Origin of the sequence: Streptomyces sp. NPDC090798, assembly GCF_044768965.1 — a bacterium.
Lineage (GTDB): Bacteria > Actinomycetota > Actinomycetes > Streptomycetales > Streptomycetaceae > Streptomyces.
Window position 1 is genome coordinate 553,810 of record NZ_JBIVXA010000001.1, and the last position, 17,668, is coordinate 571,477.

Consider the following 17,668-nt stretch of genomic DNA (forward strand, 5'->3'; position numbering starts at 1 on the left):
CCGAAGGCCCGCCGCCCGCACCCGCGGTGCAGCGCATCCGACTGCGCTACACCAAGCGCGGCCGCCTCCGGTTCACCAGCCACCGTGACTTCCAGCGCGCCTTCGAGCGTGCGTTGCGCCGTGCCGAGGTGCCGATGGCGTACTCGGCGGGGTTCACGCCGCATCCGAAGGTGTCGTACGCCAATGCCGCACCCACCGGTACAGGCAGCGAGGCGGAGTACCTGGAGATCGCGCTCACCCAGACGCGTGACCCCCAGAAGCTGCGTGAGCTCCTCGACGAGTCGCTGCCCGACGGGCTCGACATCATCGATGCGGTCGAGGCCCGCACGTCGGGTCTCGCCGACCGGCTCACCGCGTCCGTGTGGGAGCTGCGCCTCGACGGCGTGGCGCCCGAGGACGCGGAGCGCGCGGTCGACGCCTTCACATCGGCCGACACGGTGGAAGTCCAGCGCAGGACCAAGAACGGGATGCGCACCTTCGACGCCCGCGGTGCCGTGGCGAGCCTCGAGGCGCACAGTCCGCAGGCCGATAGGCCGACCGACCAGCCCTGTGCGATACTGCGCCTGGTTGTTCGGCACGTGACGCCTGCCGTACGACCCGACGACGTCCTGTCCGGTCTTCGCGCCGTGGCCGACCTGGCGCCGCCGGTCGCCGCAGCGGTGACCAGGCTGGCGCAGGGGCTGTTCGATGAAGAGACCGGCACGGTGACCGACCCGCTCGCGCCCGACCGCGAGGCAGTCACGGCCGCCCCAGCCGATCGCACAGGGGCCGCCGAAACTGCCGCCGCGAAGGCGTCGGCGTAAGGAAGGTCCCGCGTAAGGACGGACGTCGTAGCGCCGCCCTCGGATCCGGGAGCCACCTGGGTCGGGCAGCGCACCGACCAGAAGACTTTCGCCAGGCCGTACGCACACATGGCGTACGGAACCGGCGAGACAGGACACAGAGAGCTCCCGTGCGGCGCCCGCGCCCCGGACGGCGGCACCGCGCATCGCGCGAGCCGCGGACGTCACCGGCACTGCCGGACCAGGCGCGGCGCCCGGGAGCCTGACGGGAGATCCACCCGCATGCTCGAGCCGACCGAACCCACCGAGGGTTCCGACAACAACAACACTCCGAGCGACACCCTGCCGCCGCGGCGCCGCCGCCGTGCGGCGTCGCGTCCGGCCGGCCCGCCCACGGGCGCGGCCGAGTCCCAGTCCGTGGCCGAGACCACGGCTCCGGCCATACCGCCGGTGGCATCCGCCGAGGCCATGGCATCCGCCGAGGTCGTCGAGGCCCCCGAGGCTCTCGAGACCGAAGAAACCCAAGACACTGAAGAGACGGTGGAGGAGGCGGTGGCTCAGGCCGCTGCCGCCGAGCCGGTCGAGCCCGCCGAGGACGCCGCTCCGCGCCGTACGCGGCGCCGTGCCACCCGCCGGGTGTCCGCGCCCGCCGGGGCGCCGGTGACGGCAGGGGCCGCGGAGAGCGTGGCGCCCGCGTCCGCCGAGACCGAGGCCCGGGTCGAAGAGGCCCCCGCTGCCGAAGCGGCCCCCGCCGTCGAGGAAGAGGCGGCGCCCGCCGCCCGTCCGCGTCGTCGTGCGACCCGTCGCGCCTCCGCGCCCACCGGTGCGCCCAAGGCGGCCGAGGCCGCTCGGACTCCCGAGGCTCCTGAGGTCACTGAGACCCCTGAGGCCGTCAGGGAGCCCGTCGAGGCGCAGGCCGAAGAGGCCCCCGCCGCCGAGGACGCCGCACCCCGCCGCACCACCCGTCGTCGCGCCACCCGGCGTGTCTCCGCGCCCGCCGGTGCGCCCGAGGGCGACGCCGCCGACGAGCGTGTGGAGGCGCCCGTGACCAGCGAGACCAGCCCCAGCGAGAGCAAGCCCGCCGCCGAGGCCGAGACCAAGCCCGCGGCCGAGACCAAGCCCGAGGCCGAGGCCGAGACCGCCGAGGACGGCGCCCCGCGCCGGACCCGCCGCCGTGCCACGCGCAAGGCCGCTGTCGGTTTCTCCGCCCCCGCGCCGAAGGAGGCCGAGTCCGGGCGACGGCCCGCGCGTCCGGCCGTCGCCGTGTTCCAGGCGCCCGTGTTCACCGAGCCGATGTTCCAGACGCCGGAGCGGGCCGCCGCCGCGGCTGCCGCCGAGGCGGCGGAAGTGGCCGCCGAGACCGCCGAGGCCCCCGCGCCCGAAGAGGTCGTCGAGGCACCCGTGGCCGTCGAGGAGGAGACCGGCGGACGCCGTCGTCGTCGCCGCCGGACCGTCGAGGAGGCGCCTGCGGCCCCGGCCGCGGAGCCCGTCGACGAGGCGGAGGAGCCCGCTGAGTCCGCCGAGGACGCGGAGGACGGCGTCGAGGACGACGAGTCCGAGGAGGAGTCCGCGGGCTCGCGCCGCCGCCGCCGTCGTGGTGGCCGTCGCCGTCGCCGCGGCGAGTCCGCCGAGGCGGACGGTGAGGCCGGTGACGACGAGTACGCCACCGAGCAGGCCGCGCAGGACGCCGAGGACACCGCCGAGCAGGCCGAGGAGGACGCCGAGGAGGCGGACGAGCGCGACGAGCCGGGCGGTTCCGGCTCCAGCAGCAGCCGTCGCCGCCGCCGGCGTCGTCGTCGCGCCGGTGACGCCGGTCCCGAGTCCGAGGCCGGCGAGAACGACCCCGAGCGCACGGTCGTCAAGGTCCGCGAGCCGCGCGGCAAGAAGGACGAGCACCCGTCCGACGAGGTGCAGTCCATCAAGGGCTCGACCCGCCTCGAAGCCAAGAAGCAGCGCCGTCGTGAAGGGCGCGAGCAGGGCCGCCGTCGCGTTCCGATCATCACCGAGGCCGAGTTCCTGGCCCGCCGTGAGGCCGTCGAGCGCGTGATGGTCGTCCGCCAGAGCGGCGAGCGCACCCAGATCGGCGTCCTCGAGGACAACGTGCTCGTCGAGCACTACGTCAACAAGGAGCAGTCGACCTCGTACGTCGGCAACGTCTACCTGGGCAAGGTCCAGAACGTGCTGCCGTCGATGGAGGCCGCCTTCATCGACATCGGCAAGGGCCGCAACGCCGTGCTCTATGCCGGTGAGGTCAACTTCGAGGCGCTCGGCATGGCCAACGGGCCGCGCCGCATCGAGAGCGCGCTGAAGTCCGGCCAGTCGGTCCTCGTGCAGGTCACCAAGGACCCGATCGGCCACAAGGGCGCCCGCCTCACCAGCCAGGTCTCCCTGCCCGGCCGCTACCTGGTCTACGTGCCCGAGGGCTCGATGACCGGCATCAGCCGCAAGCTGCCCGACACCGAGCGCGCGCGCCTGAAGACCATCCTCAAGAAGATCGTCCCCGAGGACGCGGGCGTCATCGTGCGCACCGCCGCCGAGGGCGCGAGCGAGGACGAGCTGCGCCGCGACGTCGAGCGCCTGCAGGCGCAGTGGGAGGACATCCAGAAGAAGGCGAAGAACGGCGGCAGCTCGAACGCGCCGTCGCTGCTGTACGGCGAGCCGGACATGACCGTGCGTGTCGTCCGCGACATCTTCAACGAGGACTTCACCAAGGTCATCGTCAGCGGCGACGAGGCGTGGGAGACCATCCACGGGTACGTGTCCCACGTCGCGCCCGACCTGGCCGACCGCCTCTCGAAGTGGACCTCCGAGGTCGACGTCTTCGCGACGTACCGCATCGACGAGCAGCTGATGAAGGCCCTGGACCGCAAGGTCTGGCTGCCCAGCGGCGGTTCGCTGGTGATCGACAAGACCGAGGCCATGGTCGTGGTCGACGTCAACACCGGCAAGTTCACCGGTCAGGGCGGCAACCTCGAAGAGACCGTGACCAGGAACAACCTGGAGGCGGCCGAGGAGATCGTGCGCCAGCTGCGGCTGCGCGACCTGGGCGGCATCGTCGTCATCGACTTCATCGACATGGTCCTCGAGTCCAACCGGGACCTGGTGCTGCGGCGCCTCCTGGAGTGCCTGGGACGCGACCGTACGAAGCACCAGGTCGCCGAGGTCACCTCGCTGGGCCTCGTGCAGATGACCCGCAAGCGCGTCGGACAGGGCCTCCTGGAGTCCTTCTCCGAGACCTGCGTCCACTGCAACGGCCGTGGCGTGATCGTGCACATGGAGCAGCCGACCTCCGTCGGAGGCGGCGGCAAGCGCAAGAAGCGCGGCCGTGGTGGTGCCGAGCAGGTCCACGAGCACGACCACGAGCTCGAGCACACGCACGAGATCGCGGAGGAGCCGGAGACGGTCGAGAGCGAGGCCGAGGTGGCCGCCGAGGTCGCCGCGCCCGTCGCACTGGTCGAGTCGGAGTTCCAGCCGGACGAGGAGCTGTACAGCAGCGCCGCCGAGGCGGAGGCCGCGGCTTCCCGTGGCGGCCGTTCGCGGCGCCGGGCGACCCGGCGCGCGTCGGCTCCCGCGGGTGCGCCGAAGGCCGAGGAGCGTGCTCCCCGGGGCCGCCGTGAGGAGCGGGCCGAGCGGACCGAGCGGGCTCTGACGTCCCGTGAGGACGCCGAGTCCGTGCCGGTCGCGGTCGAGGACCCGGTCGTCGAGGCGCCGGTCGCCGAGGCTCCCGAGGTCACGCCGGCTCCCGAGGCCGCTCCGGCCCCCGTGGCCGCCGTACCGGAGGACGAGGCCGCTCCCAAGGGCCGTACGCGTCGTCGTGCCACCCGCAAGGTGTCGGCTCCGGCCGGTTCCCCGAAGGCGGCGGAAGAGGCCGTGGTGACGGTCACGGAGCCGGTCGCGGCGCCCGTGCCCGAGGCCGCCGCCGAGGTCGTCGAGCCGCAGCCCGAGCCGGTCGCCGAGAGCGCCGCGCCGGCTCGCCCGCGTCGCCGCGCCGTCCGCAAGGCCACCGCGCCCACCGCGTCCGAGGAGGCGGCCGTCGTGGTCGTCCCGTCGGCCTCGGCGGAGCCGGCCGAGGCGGTCGGGTCGTCGGCCGAGACCGCGGTCGAGACGGACACCGAGGCCGCGGCCCCGGCCAAGAAGACGGCCGCCCGCAAGACGGCCAAGAAGGCGACGGCCAAGAAGGCCGCCACCAAGAAGACCGCTGCTGCCAAGAAGACGGTCGCCAAGAAGGCCACGGCCAAGAAGGCGACCGCGAAGAAGACGGCCGCCAAGACCACCGCGAAGAAGACCGCGGCGGCCGAGCGGCAGGACCGTTCGACAGTCTCGGCGACCACCGAGGACTGACGCGGAACCGGCGGAGGGCCGACGAAAGTCGGTCCTTCCGCGGCTCCGACAGCATGACGGCGGCCCGGTTTGACCCCTCAAGCCGGGCCCCGTAACCTAGACCGTCGGCGTGTCTCCTGACGCGCCGCACCCCCGTAAACCTCTTCCTCCCGGAATTCTGCGTGTCGTGCGTGTTCGCATGCCGTGCGCTCCGGGAGAGGCCGCTCGCGCAGCGCGTGGCTGGACTGCGGGGTTCCGTTCCGAGCGAGAGAGAGATCCGCGTGTACGCCATCGTGCGCAGCGGTGGTCGCCAGCACAAGGTTGCTGTCGGCGACATCGTTGAGGTTGACAAGATTTCCACTGCCAAGGTTGGCGACACGGTCGAGCTCTCGACCCTGCTCGTTGTCGACGGCGACGCCGTGACCAGCGACCCCTGGGTCCTTGCCGGCATCAAGGTCCAGGCCGAGATCGTGGACCACCACAAGGGCGTCAAGATCGACATCCTTCGCTACAAGAACAAGACCGGTTACCGCCGTCGTCAGGGCCACCGCCAGCAGTACACGGCGATCAAGGTCACTGAGATCCCCGCGGCTGCGAAGTAAGGGACTGAGGAGAGATGGCACACAAGAAGGGCGCATCGTCCACTCGGAACGGTCGCGACTCCAATGCTCAGCGGCTCGGCGTGAAGCGCTTCGGCGGTCAGGTCGTCAACGCCGGTGAGATCCTGGTCCGCCAGCGCGGCACCCACTTCCACCCGGGCAACGGCGTCGGCCGTGGCAAGGACGACACGCTGTTCGCCCTTGACGCCGGTGCGGTGGAGTTCGGTACCCACCGTGGCCGCAAGGTCGTGAACATCGTTCCGGTCGCCTGACCGGTTCTTTCGCGAGGCGGACCTCACTTCCCGTACGGGAAGCGGGTCCGCCTTTCGCGTGTTTTGAATAGAAGCGGCTCTGTGGCATACAGGGCTGCGCAGGACTTTCGTACGTAACTGGAGGCACATCCCATGACCACCTTCGTGGACCGCGTCGAGCTGCACGTCGCCGCGGGTAGCGGAGGCCACGGCTGTGCCTCCGTACACCGGGAGAAGTTCAAGCCGCTCGGCGGCCCGGACGGCGGCAACGGCGGCCGGGGCGGTGACGTGATGCTGGTCGTCGACCAGTCCGTCACCACGCTGCTCGACTACCACCACAAGCCGCACCGCAGCGCCACCAACGGCAAGCCCGGTGAGGGCGGCAACCGCTCCGGCAAGGACGGGCAGGACCTGATCCTGCCGGTGCCGGACGGCACGGTCGTGCTCGACAAGGCGGGCAACGTCCTCGCGGACCTCGTCGGCCACGGCACGTCGTACATCGCCGCGCAGGGCGGTCGCGGTGGCCTCGGCAACGCGGCGCTGGCCTCGGCCCGCCGCAAGGCGCCCGGCTTCGCGCTGCTCGGTGTCCCCGGCGACTTCCAGGACATCGTCCTGGAGCTGAAGACCGTCGCTGACGTGGCCCTCGTCGGCTACCCCAGCGCCGGCAAGTCGTCCCTCATCTCCGTCCTGTCGGCCGCCAAGCCGAAGATCGCGGACTACCCCTTCACGACTCTCGTCCCCAACCTGGGCGTGGTGACGGCGGGCGAGACCGTCTACACGATCGCGGACGTGCCCGGCCTCATCCCCGGCGCCAGCCAGGGCAAGGGCCTCGGCCTCGAGTTCCTCCGCCACGTCGAGCGCTGCAGTGTGCTGGTCCACGTGCTGGACACGGCGACCCTGGAGTCCGAGCGTGACCCGGTCACCGACCTCGACATCATCGAGGAAGAGCTGAAGCAGTACGGCGGCCTCGGCAACCGTCCGCGCATCGTCGTCCTCAACAAGATCGACGTGCCCGACGGCAAGGACCTCGCCGAGATGGTCCGCCCCGACCTGGAGGCCCGCGGCTACCGCGTCTTCGAGGTGTCGGCCGTGGCGCACATGGGCCTGAAGGAGCTGTCCTTCGCCCTCGCCGAGCTGGTCGGCACGGCGCGCGCCGCCAAGCCCAAGGAGGAGGCGACCCGGATCGTCATCCGCCCGAAGGCGGTCGACGACACCGGCTTCACCGTGGTCCAGGAGGAGGACGGCCTCTACCGCGTGCGCGGCGAGAAGCCCGAACGCTGGGTCCGCCAGACCGACTTCAACAACGACGAGGCCGTCGGCTACCTCGCCGACCGTCTCAACCGCCTCGGCGTCGAGGCGGAGCTGATGAAGGCGGGTGCCCGCTCGGGCGACGGCGTCGCCATCGGCCCCGAGGAGAACGCGGTCGTCTTCGACTGGGAGCCCACCGTCATGGCCGGCGCGGAGATGCTCGGCCGCCGTGGCGAGGACCACCGCCTCGAAGCCCCGCGGCCCGCGGCGCAGCGCCGCCGCGACAAGCAGGCGGAGCGGGACGACGCGGAGAAGGAGTACGACGACTTCGAGCCCTTCTAGGCCGACGCTCGGTTGCGGGTGGGTGGGGTTTGTTCGCGCAGTTCCCCGTGTCCCTTTTAGGGGCGCGGGGGACCGCGCGATCTTTTTGGGGGTCCGGGGGCGGAGCCCCCAGGCAGGGAGGGGACGGGTAGGGGCGGCGGGGGCGTGGAGAGCCGGTGGCGTCCCTGCCGCGACGGTTCGCCCCTTCGCTTGTTTGTCATGCTCTTGCCGAATTCCGTTCAGCGGGCGGGCCACTGCGGCGTGTGAGCCTCCCGGTGTCCAAGGGGCCACCGACGCAGGGGAGTTCACCGATGACCGGAACCGTCTCGCGCGATCGACGCCGCTTTCTCACCGCCGGTGCCGCGGCCCTGGGCGCCGCGGCGACCAGCCAGTTGTGGCTGCCCGGCACCGCCCGCGCCGCCGAACCCCCGTTGCCCGACGGGGTGTTCACCCTCGGCATCGCCTCCGGCGACCCGCTGCCCGACGCCGTCGTGCTGTGGACCAGGCTCGCCCCCGACCCGCTGAACGGCGGCGGCATGCCCGACCGCGTGGTACCGGTGGAGTGGGAGATCGCCGAGGACGCCCGTTTCGGAAAGCCGGTGCGGCGGGGCGTCGCACAGGCGCTGCCCGAGTACGGGCACAGCGTCCACGTCGACGTCCGCGGACTGCGCCCCGACCGCGCGTACTGGTACCGCTTCCGCGCCGACGGCCGGCTCTCGCCGACCGGCCGCACCCGCACCGCCCCGCACCCCCACAGCTCCGGCGGCACGCTGCGCGTCGCGCTCGCCTCCTGCCAGAACTGGCAGAACGGCTACTTCACCCCGTACGCCGACATGCTCGCCCAGGACCCCGACCTCGTGCTCTTCGTCGGCGACTACATCTACGAGTCCGCGCCGGCGGCGACGGCGGTCCGCCGGCACGAGGGCAACGGGGAGCCGTACAGCCTCGTCCAGTACCGCAACCGCTACGCGCAGTACCGCACCGATCCGCACCTCCTGGCGATGCACGCCGCCGCGCCCTGGGTGGTCACCTTCGACGACCATGAGGTCGACAACGACTTCGCCGGGGAGATCCCGCAGGACCCGGCCAAACAGTCGCACGACGCGTTCGTGGCCCGGCTGACCGCCGCCTACCAGGCGTACTACGAGCACATGCCGGTCCGGGCGACCGCTGTGCCCGACGGCCCGCACATCCGGATGCACCGGCGGCTCGACTTCGGCCGGCTGGTGCGGCTGAACGTCCTGGACACCCGGCAGTTCCGCAGTGACCAGGCCACCACCCAGGCGGGCGCCGAGGACCCCTCGATGACCATGCTCGGCGCCGAGCAGAAGGCCTGGCTGCTGCGCGGGCTGCACCACTCACCGACGCGCTGGAACCTGATCGCCTCGCAGATCATGATGGCCGAGACCGATTTGCAGATCGGCCCGGGCAAGCTCTGGTTCTACGACGCCTGGGACGGCTACCAGGCCGAACGCAACACGCTCATGGGGGAGTTGGCCACCGTGCGCAACCCCGTCGTGCTGACCGGGGACCGTCACCTCACCATGATCAGCGACCTCAAGAAGGACTTCGCCGACCCGGAGTCCGACGTCGTCGGCGCCGAGTTCGTCGGGACCTCCGTCTCCAGCGGCGGTGACCAGGACCAGGTGGCCTTCCACAACGAGTGGGACCCGCGGATGCCGGACAACCCGCACTGGAAGTTCATCGACGCCCACCGCGGCTACCACCTCTTCGACATCCGGCGCGACGGCATCGACGCCACCGTCCGTGCCCCGGAGACCGTGCTGCGGCCGGACGCTGCGTCCAGCACGCTGACCCGGCTGCGGGTCGACGCGGGGAAGCCGGGCGTACGTCTGGTCTGAGCAGCGCTGTTCTGGGACTCCTGGGACTCATGTGAGTCCCAGGACATTCTCAGGTAAGGCTCAGGTAAGAGATTTAACCTCCGTTGACCATGGAGACCGACTGTTCGCATCACGACTCGGCGGCCCCTGAGGCGGAGACCGGCGAAACCGCCCCGAAGAGGGCCCCCACGCCGCTGCCCCCCGGCACCCGGCTGCTGCACATCGGCCCGCACAAGACCGGGACCACGTCGATCCAGGGCGCCATGTTCGCCGCGAAGGACGCGATGGCCGGGCACGGCGTCGACTTTCCGGCCCACAGCAGGCACCCGATGGAAGCCGCCCTCGCGGTCTGCGCCCGGCCCGGGATGATGGGCGACGCCAGGCCCACCGAGGGGCACTGGAAGCGGCTCACCGACGCGGTGCACGCCACCGGCGGGCGCACCTCCGTGGTCAGCAGCGAGTTCTTCGCCGACGCGCCCGACGACGAGGCCATCGCCCGGATCGTCGACGACCTCGACCGGGGTCGGGGTCGGGGCCGGGGCCGAGTCCATGTCCTGGTCACCCTGCGCCCGCTGGCGAAGATCATGCCCTCGCAGTGGCAGCAGTACGTGCAGAACGGTCTGCGCATGGGCTACGAGGACTGGCTCGAACACATGCTGCGCAAGGCCCCGTACGAGAAGCCCAATCCGAGCTTCTGGCGCCGCCACCGCCATGACCGGCTCGTCGAGCGCTGGGTTCGGGTCGGCGGCGTCGAGAACGTCACCGTCGTGGTGGTCGACGACCGCGACCGCGACGGTCTGATGCGCACCTTCGAATCCCTCCTCGGCCTGCCCGACGGTCTCCTGGTACCGGTGCCGGAGACGGCCAATCGCTCGCTCACGCTCGCCGAGACCGAAATGCTGCGGAAACTCAATATGGAGTTTCGCGGCAATGGGCTGCCCGATGAGCTGTATTCCAAGATGGTGCGCGGCGGCGCCGTCATGCATATGAAGAACGCCTGTCGCCCGGCCCCGGACGACGCGCGGATCACCACACCGCGCTGGGCGCTGGAGGCGGCTGCCGCTATCGGCGCGGAGATGGCCGAGCGGATCGCCGCCATGGGCGTACGGGTGCTCGGTGACCCGGCGTTGCTGTCCGTCGTACCCAGCGTCGCGAGCGCCGAGGAGACGGGGTCGCCGCGGATCGATCCCGAGGTGGCGGCCCACGCGCTGTACGGGGCGCTCGCCGTGGCTGCCGCGACTCCCGCCCGTCCCCCCGCGCCCGGGCGCTCGGTTCACCAGACCCCGTCCAGGGAACTCGTCCGGGTTCTCGGTCACCGGGTCCTCAAGCGTCTGAAGCGGGCGTGAAGAGCGCACGTAAAACGTGTGCAGTTACTCACAGCAAATCCGGACAATACGGTTCGGGATCTCGGAAGTCACCCGCATGCAAGGTGAATAACCGGTTGCGCGCACATAAGCAGCAGAGGGCGCTCACCTTGCATGGCAGTAACGGAAAGTGGGAGCATTCCCAAGTTCCCTGTCGCCCCAAGGTAGGTCACCTGTGTCTGAGCACTTTGCCAAGCCCCGTACCACCGCAGTGATCCTGGCCGGCGGCACCGGTCAGCGCGTGGGTCTGTCGATTCCGAAGCAGCTGCTGAAGATCGCAGGCAAGGCGGTCATCGAGCACACGCTGACCACCTTCGAACAGGCCGAGTCGATCGACGACATCATCGTGCTGATGGCTCCCGGTTATGTGCCGGACGTCGAGAAGATCGTGGCGAAGGCGGGGCTGAAGAAGGTCACCAAGGTGATCGAGGGCGGCTCGACGCGGAACGAGACCACCGAGCGCGCGATCGCCGCGCTCGGCGAGGGTCTGGCCGAGGGCGAGGACGCCAACGTCCTCTTCCACGACGCCGTGCGCCCGCTGCTGTCCGAGCGCGTCATAGACGACTGCGTCACGGCCCTGGAGCGTTACCAGGCCGTCGACGTCGCCATCCCCTCCGCGGACACGATCATCGTGACCCGCACCCACGGCGAGGACGGCGAGTTCATCACCGAGATCCCGGACCGCTCCCGGCTGCGCCGCGGCCAGACGCCCCAGGCGTTCAAGCTGTCCACGATCCGCCGCGCCTACGAGGTCGCGGCCGGTGACCCCAACTTCCAGGCCACCGACGACTGCTCGGTCGTCCTCAAGTACCTGCCGGACGTGCCGATCCACGTCGTCGCGGGCGACGAGTACAACATGAAGGTCACCCAGCCCGTCGACGTCTTCATCGCCGACAAGCTCTTCCAGCTGGCCTCCACCGCCGCCCCCGAGCAGGCCGGCGAGGCCGCCTACCGCGAGCTGCTCAGCGGCAAGACCGTGGTGGTCTTCGGCGGTTCGTACGGCATCGGCAAGGACATCGCCGAACTCGCCGAGGGCTACGGCGCGAAGACCTACGCGCTCGGCCGCTCGACCACCGGCACCCACGTCGAGAACCCGGAGGAGGTCGACGACGCGCTGTCCACGGCGTACGCCGAGACCGGGCGCATCGACTACGTCATCAACACCGCCGGGGTGCTGCGCATAGGCAAGCTCGCGGAGACGGACAACGCGACGATCGAGGAAGCGCTGAAGGTCAACTACCTGGCCCCGGTGCAGATCGCCCGCTCCGCGTACAAGTACCTCGCCGAGACCAACGGCCAGCTGCTGCTCTACACCTCCAGCAGCTACACCCGCGGTCGCGCCGAGTACAGCCTCTACTCCTCCACCAAGGCCGCCATGGTGAACCTGACCCAGGCACTGTCCGACGAGTGGGCCGGCGACGGCATCCGCGTCAACTGCATCAACCCCGAGCGCACCGCGACCCCGATGCGCACCAAGGCCTTCGGCCAGGAGCCCGCGGGCTCGCTGCTCTCCTCCGAGGCGGTCGCGCGCACCTCGCTCGACGTCCTCCTCTCCGAAATGACCGGTCACGTCATCGACGTACGCCAGCAGGACCCGACCGCCGGCGCCGGACAGGCCTCCGGATTCGAGGCGGCGCTGGCCAGCGTGCTGGACCGTCAGGACGGCGTGGCATAATTAGCACCCATTAGTTTTCTTGGAATTCAGGCCTCTGAGTCTGCGCGTTTGCCGCGTATTCACAGAGGCCTGAGTCCGTAAAATTCCCGGATTGTCCGCGATCGCCCGCAAGGCCCTTTTCGTTAATCAAGCAGTAACAAAACCGGCATACACCCCTCAAGAGCAGGTTTATCCGTGATATCCACCGCTATACGCGTTGCCCGGGTGGGCAGTGCGGCCGAGCTGGCCGCGGCGGCCCTCATGATGCTGGGCTTCCCCTGCCTGATGCTGGCCGCGCTCCTCCCGAGCGTCGGTGCCTTCGCGGCCACGGCCGCTGTGACGTACCTGGCGGACCACTATCTGCACCGGCGCGGCAGCTACCTGATCAACCGCCTCAGCAAGGTGCGCGCCGGTCTGTCCATCAGGTTCCTGATCCGACAGCTGCTGCTGGTCCTGCTGCTCGCACGCCTGGACCTGTCCGACAGCATGGTCTTCTACGCGGCGATCGCGTGCTTCCTCGCCTTCTACGGCTTCCAGGCGCCGCACAGCGCGCTGATCACCCTGATCCGGCTGCGCCGCAAGATGCCGGTCGCCACCCGCAACGTCGACCTGGCCTCGCGCATCCGGATCCCGGACGCCCCGCCGCGCGCCCTGCTCAACCGGGCCGCCGAGAAGATGCTCCACCTCGACCTGCTGGCCGTCGCCGGCGTCCTCGTCACCGGGGCCACCGACACCAACGTGTACGGCTTCGCGGGCATCGCGGCCACGCTGGTGCTGGCCTTCGTCTACGTCGTCGCGCTCGTCCCGTACATCCGCGGCAAGAAGACCCCGCCGAACGCGGACACGGTCCTTGCGGCGGTCGACGGCTGGCTGCGCGAGTACCGCCCGGAGACGGTGCTGTACTTCTCGGGCTCCAAGGACTCGGCGTACCAGGTCAACATGTGGCTGGAGACGATGGAGCAGCTGGACACCCGGCCGCTGATCATCCTGCGCGAGCGCGCCATCCTGGAGCGCATGGCGCCCACTACGGTGCCGGTCATCTGCGTGCCCGGAGGGGTGCACCTGATGAACATGGACCTGTCCACGGTGCGCGTCGCGCTGTACGCGGCCAACGTCGGCAAGAACATCCACATGCTGCGCGTGCCGACCATGAAGCACGTCTTCATCGGCCACGGCGACAGCGACAAGCTGGCCAGCGTCAACCCGTTCAGCAAGGCGTACGACGAGGTGTGGACCGCCGGCCGCGCGGGCCGCGACCGCTACGCCATCGCCGACGTCGGTGTCCGCGACGACGACATAGCGGAGGTCGGCCGCCCGCAGCTCGCCCCGATCCAGACCTGGCAGGGCGTGCCCGAAGGACCCCGTGGCGCAGCCGCCGACGGACGCTGCCCCACCGTCCTGTACGCCCCCACCTGGGAGGGCTGGGACGACAACCCGGGCAACACCTCGATCCTGCTGGCAGGCGCGAATATCGTTCGTCGCCTGGTGCAGGCCGACCCGCCCGTCCGCGTCCTCTACAAGCCGCACCCGTTCACCGGCACCCGCAGCCCGCAGGCCAAGTCCGCGCACGAGAAGATCGTCGCGCTGGTCGAGAAGGCGGCCGCCGAGCGCGCCGCCGACCCACGCTTCACCGTCGACGCGGCGGCCCGGTCCGCGGCCAAGGCGGAGCTGGTCCGCATCGAGGCCCGCATCGAGAAGCTGACCGGTGTCACCGAGAGCGGTGACGAGGCCGAGGCCACCCGCGACGGCATGGTCGACACGGCCGCGCACGCCGAGGTCGCCCGGCTGCGCGCCGAGTGGAACGACGCCTACTGGCGCTCGTTCGGCAGCTGGGAGCACCGGGTCATCACGGGCGCCGAGCCGCGCCTGTACGACTGCTTCAACGTCTCCGACGCGATGGTCTCGGACATCTCGTCCGTGGTCTCCGACTTCATCGCGAGCGGCAAGCCGTACGCGGTCACGGACTCCGCGGAGCTGGGCGTCGAGGAGTTCAAGCGGCAGAACACGGCGGTGCGTGCCGCCGTGATCCTGTCGAACTCGGCGAGCGAGCTGGGCGAGCTGCTCGCCCAGGTCACCGACCCGTCCTCGGACGCGCTCGCCGTCGACCGCCGGGAGCTGAAGGAGTATCTGCTCGGTCCCGACGAGCCGGCGTCGATCGACCAGTTCAACGCCGCGGTGCGCGGCCTCGCGAAGAAGTCCCGGGCGCGCAACCTCGGCCAGGAGACCGGTGCGTCGGCCGCCGCCGTGGAGCTCGCGAACGGAGTTCCCGGGCAGCGGAAGGCCTCGGCGGACGAGACGGGCGGCGCGGCCGTCAAGGGCGGATCCACCGCTTGAGCCACCCCTGCTGATCCACTTCGCCGCACCAGTGACAGGGCCCGGCCCCGAGGAGCACCCTCGGGGCCGGGCCCTGTCCCGTTCCCCGTAAACCTGTGAACCGCATCACATTTGGGGTTCAGTGAGGCAACCTCCTAGTACTTTCAACCGTCTTTGAGGTAGCCCTTGAGCTGATACGGGGGAAATGTTCGGATGACAATGGAGAAACGTGACCGTGACGCAGCCTGATGTGAGCGTGATCATCGGGGCGTACGAGGCCATGCCCTACCTGGTCAAGTGCCTGGAGTCGGTCGAGGCCCAGACGCTCGACCCCGCTCGTATCGAGGTCATCGCCGTCGACGACGGGTCGAAGGACGGTACCGGCGAGTACCTCGAGGAGTTCGCGGAGCGTGCGGCCATGGCCGTCACGGTGATCCGACAGGCCAACTCCGGCGGCCCCAGCGGCCCGCGCAACGTCGGCCTCGACAAGGCCCGCGGCCGGTACGTCTTCTTCCTCGACGCCGACGACTACTTCGGTCCCGAGGCCCTGGAGCGCATGGTCGCCATGGCCGACGAGCACGGCACGGACGTCGTGCTGGGCAAGGTCATAGGCGTCAACCGCAACGCCCCCAAGTCGATGTGGGGCAAGAACCAGCCCCGCACGGACGTCTTCTCCTCGCAGATCAAGTTCACGCTCAGCGCGCAGAAGCTCTTCCGGCGCGAGCTGCTCACCCGGCACGACATGCACTTCGACGAGTCGCTGAAGACCGGCGAGGACGCCCTCTTCACGATGGAGGCCTACCTCCGCGCCGACGGTGTCTCCGTGGTCGCCGACTACGACTGCTACTACCTCGTCGGCCGCGACGACGGAAAGCACGTCACCAAGAGCGGCAGCTACACCCTGCGCTTCGACTCCGCCCGCGCCCTGATGAGCCTGATCGCCGAGCACGTGCCCGCGGGCAAGCGCCGCGACGGCCTGATGGTCCGCCCCTTCCTCGTCACGCTGCTGCCGCAGTTCGGCCCCGTCTTCCTCAGAGACGACGAGGAGGTCAGACAGAACAAGCTCACGCTGGGCAAGCCGCTGATCGACGCGTACTGGACCGAGGGGGTCGCCGACCGCCTCAAGGTCAACGAGCGGCTCCGGGTGAACCTCGCCGGTCAGGGCCGGGGTGACCTGCTGGTGGACGTGCTGGACTTCATCAAGAAGAAGAAGGCGCCCACCCTCCACGTGGACCCGCGCAGCCGCAAGGCCTACCTCGCCTACCCGCACTTCCGGGACAAGGCGGCGCCGCTCCCGGACAGCTGGTTCATCCCGACCTCCCGTGAGACGGTCACCATCGAGAGCTTCAAGTTCGCCCCCGCCGCCCACTTCCCGGGCATGCGCACCGCCCGCAAGATGGCGCGCAAGGTCCTCGGACCGCGCCGCGCGGGCTGACGAAGACGCCCGTTCCACGGCCCTCAGGGCCGTGGAACGGGCGTTTCGGTGAACCGTCCGGCCATCAAGGCCGCCGATGAGGGCTGCCCGAGGCCGGTGAGGGCTACTGGCGCCCCGACTGCAGAGCCTTCCGCAGCGGGCGCCCCACCGCTCGCCGGGCCATGCGGTAGACGGAGCGCTGCGGCGCCGCAGCGCCCGTCGGCTTCGCGGCGGTCCTGCGGGCCTTGTCGAGTTCGCGCTTGAGCTGCGCGTTGTCCGTGGACAGTTCGCCGATGCGGGTCTGGAGCCAGCCGAACCTGCTGGTCAGCGAGGCGACGTCGGCGTCGTTCCAGGGGCGGATGCCGGCCGGGAAGGCGAGTGAGCGCAGCCGCTTCTCGTGGGCAGCGCCCCCGTCGCCGTGCGTGAACGTGTTCTCCAGGCCGTTGCGCTCCAGGAAGCCCATGAAGCGGTCGAAGCGCTCCTGATGGCCCCCCGTGAGCGCGCCGAAGTCCGCCTCCGCGTACAGCTCGGCCGGGTCGAGATCCTGCGGCAGCGCGTTGATCCTGCGGTGCGGGATGCCGAAGTAGCGGCACAGCTCCAGCGTGCGGGAGTCGCCGCACAGCACGGTCGCGGGCGTACCCGCCAGCAGCGCCGCGATATTGCCGTGGATGCGGGAGCCGAACGAGAAGTCGAAGTCCCGCAGGTCGTCGATCCAGGTCACCGGGTCGATGTACACACGGACCTTGTCCTCGCGGTACATGGGGTGGTCCGGGTGCGTGGGCATCGCGGTGACCGAACCGTTCGGATCCGACAGGTCGCGCCAGTGCAGCTGGCGGGCGTCAGAGAGGTTCTGCCCGACGAACCGCAGGTGGGGGTAGCGGGCATGCGCCCGGCGGATGACCCCGTCCAGGCCCTGGGACTTCACCGCACTGTGCGAGCCGTTGATCGCGACCCGGGACTCGGGACCGAGCGCGGGCGCGTTCTTGCGTACGTCGAGCTCCCTGCCGTACATGAACATCGACGGGCAGCCGATGACCTCGACATCACGGAAGCCCATGTCCTTCAGGTACCGCTCGGTGAACTCGCCGCGCACCCCGATGGACGCGCTGCGCTCGAGCACCGCGGCGACGAACTCCCGGACGGCCGGTTCCATGGGCTTGAGCCTGGCCGGGTTGTAGTCCAGACCGGTCTGCGCCCCGATGCCCGGCACGACCACCGGGATCTTCAACTTGCTGATGAGCTGCGTCAGCCGCCTGAGCTGGGGCTCGAACGAGGGCCGGAACGCGTTGGCCAGCGGAACGACGAAGGCGTCGTACTCCTCGTTGATGCGGCCCGCGGCGGCGACGTTGGTACGGATGCCGTTCGACACGACCTCGGCGCGAGGCGTCTCGAGGATCTTGTGCGCGGCGTCGCTGAAGATCAGGTTTCCCGCGTTGGTGGCGATGACGTCCTGGTGGAGGGCCTGCTCCACAGGGACGACGTCGTACGGGCTTTTCCCTGATCTCAGGAGTATGCGCTTCACCGGATGAACATTAGATGCCACATTGGTCAACTTATCTTT

At 70.3% G+C, this 17,668-nt stretch carries 11 protein-coding genes; 10 read left to right on the forward strand and 1 reads right to left on the reverse strand.

What is annotated here, in order from left to right:
• Nucleotides 1–26: 26 nt before the first annotated feature.
• The 10 genes from ACIQTP_RS02355 to ACIQTP_RS02400 all read left to right on the forward strand — a co-directional run bounded on the left by ACIQTP_RS02355 (nt 27) and on the right by ACIQTP_RS02400 (nt 16,128).
• The gene (locus ACIQTP_RS02355) at nt 27–803 is read left to right on the forward strand and encodes a TIGR03936 family radical SAM-associated protein (protein WP_403395418.1); all 777 of its coding nucleotides are present in this window, start codon (nt 27–29) and stop codon (nt 801–803) included.
• Between the two features lie 261 nt (nt 804–1,064).
• Nucleotides 1,065–5,123 (forward strand): ribonuclease E/G, encoded by a 4,059-nt coding sequence (locus tag ACIQTP_RS02360; protein ID WP_403395420.1) that lies wholly within the window; start codon nt 1,065–1,067, stop codon nt 5,121–5,123.
• Nucleotides 5,124–5,383: 260 nt separating this feature from the next.
• On the forward strand, nt 5,384–5,704 hold the full coding sequence (gene rplU / locus ACIQTP_RS02365; RefSeq protein ID WP_006374708.1) for a 50S ribosomal protein L21: 321 nt from the start codon (nt 5,384–5,386) through the stop codon (nt 5,702–5,704).
• A gap of 14 nt (nt 5,705–5,718) precedes the next feature.
• On the forward strand, nt 5,719–5,973 hold the full coding sequence (rpmA, locus tag ACIQTP_RS02370) for a 50S ribosomal protein L27 (RefSeq protein ID WP_028802588.1): 255 nt from the start codon (nt 5,719–5,721) through the stop codon (nt 5,971–5,973).
• A 132-nt stretch (nt 5,974–6,105) separates the two neighbouring features.
• Complete coding sequence (gene obgE, locus ACIQTP_RS02375) at nt 6,106–7,542, forward strand: GTPase ObgE (protein ID WP_403395422.1); 1,437 nt, start codon at nt 6,106–6,108, stop codon at nt 7,540–7,542.
• Between the two features lie 290 nt (nt 7,543–7,832).
• Complete coding sequence (locus ACIQTP_RS02380) at nt 7,833–9,383, forward strand: alkaline phosphatase D family protein (RefSeq protein WP_403395424.1); 1,551 nt, start codon at nt 7,833–7,835, stop codon at nt 9,381–9,383.
• An 89-nt stretch (nt 9,384–9,472) separates the two neighbouring features.
• Nucleotides 9,473–10,708 (forward strand): hypothetical protein, encoded by a 1,236-nt coding sequence (locus ACIQTP_RS02385; protein WP_403395425.1) that lies wholly within the window; start codon nt 9,473–9,475, stop codon nt 10,706–10,708.
• 193 nt (nt 10,709–10,901) lie between these two features.
• Nucleotides 10,902–12,401, forward strand: coding sequence for a D-ribitol-5-phosphate cytidylyltransferase (locus tag ACIQTP_RS02390; protein ID WP_403395427.1), 1,500 nt, complete (start codon nt 10,902–10,904; stop codon nt 12,399–12,401).
• Between the two features lie 174 nt (nt 12,402–12,575).
• Entirely contained in the window at nt 12,576–14,714 is a 2,139-nt protein-coding gene (locus ACIQTP_RS02395; RefSeq protein ID WP_403395429.1) for a hypothetical protein, read from the forward strand.
• 208 nt (nt 14,715–14,922) lie between these two features.
• Complete coding sequence (locus ACIQTP_RS02400) at nt 14,923–16,128, forward strand: glycosyltransferase family 2 protein (RefSeq protein ID WP_403395431.1); 1,206 nt, start codon at nt 14,923–14,925, stop codon at nt 16,126–16,128.
• Nucleotides 16,129–16,231: 103 nt separating this feature from the next.
• Here ACIQTP_RS02400 and ACIQTP_RS02405 read toward each other — a convergent pair whose 3' ends face one another.
• Nucleotides 16,232–17,629 (reverse strand): polysaccharide pyruvyl transferase family protein, encoded by a 1,398-nt coding sequence (locus tag ACIQTP_RS02405; protein WP_403395433.1) that lies wholly within the window; start codon nt 17,627–17,629, stop codon nt 16,232–16,234.
• Nucleotides 17,630–17,668: the final 39 nt, after the last annotated feature.

Coding starts and splice junctions, on each gene's coding strand:
- ACIQTP_RS02360 (WP_403395420.1), top strand. CDS start 1,065: ATGCTCGAGCCGACCGAACCCACCGAGGGTTCCGACAACAACAACACT.
- rpmA (WP_028802588.1), top strand. CDS start 5,719: ATGGCACACAAGAAGGGCGCATCGTCCACTCGGAACGGTCGCGACTCC.
- obgE (WP_403395422.1), top strand. CDS start 6,106: ATGACCACCTTCGTGGACCGCGTCGAGCTGCACGTCGCCGCGGGTAGC.
- ACIQTP_RS02380 (WP_403395424.1), top strand. CDS start 7,833: ATGACCGGAACCGTCTCGCGCGATCGACGCCGCTTTCTCACCGCCGGT.
- ACIQTP_RS02385 (WP_403395425.1), top strand. CDS start 9,473: ATGGAGACCGACTGTTCGCATCACGACTCGGCGGCCCCTGAGGCGGAG.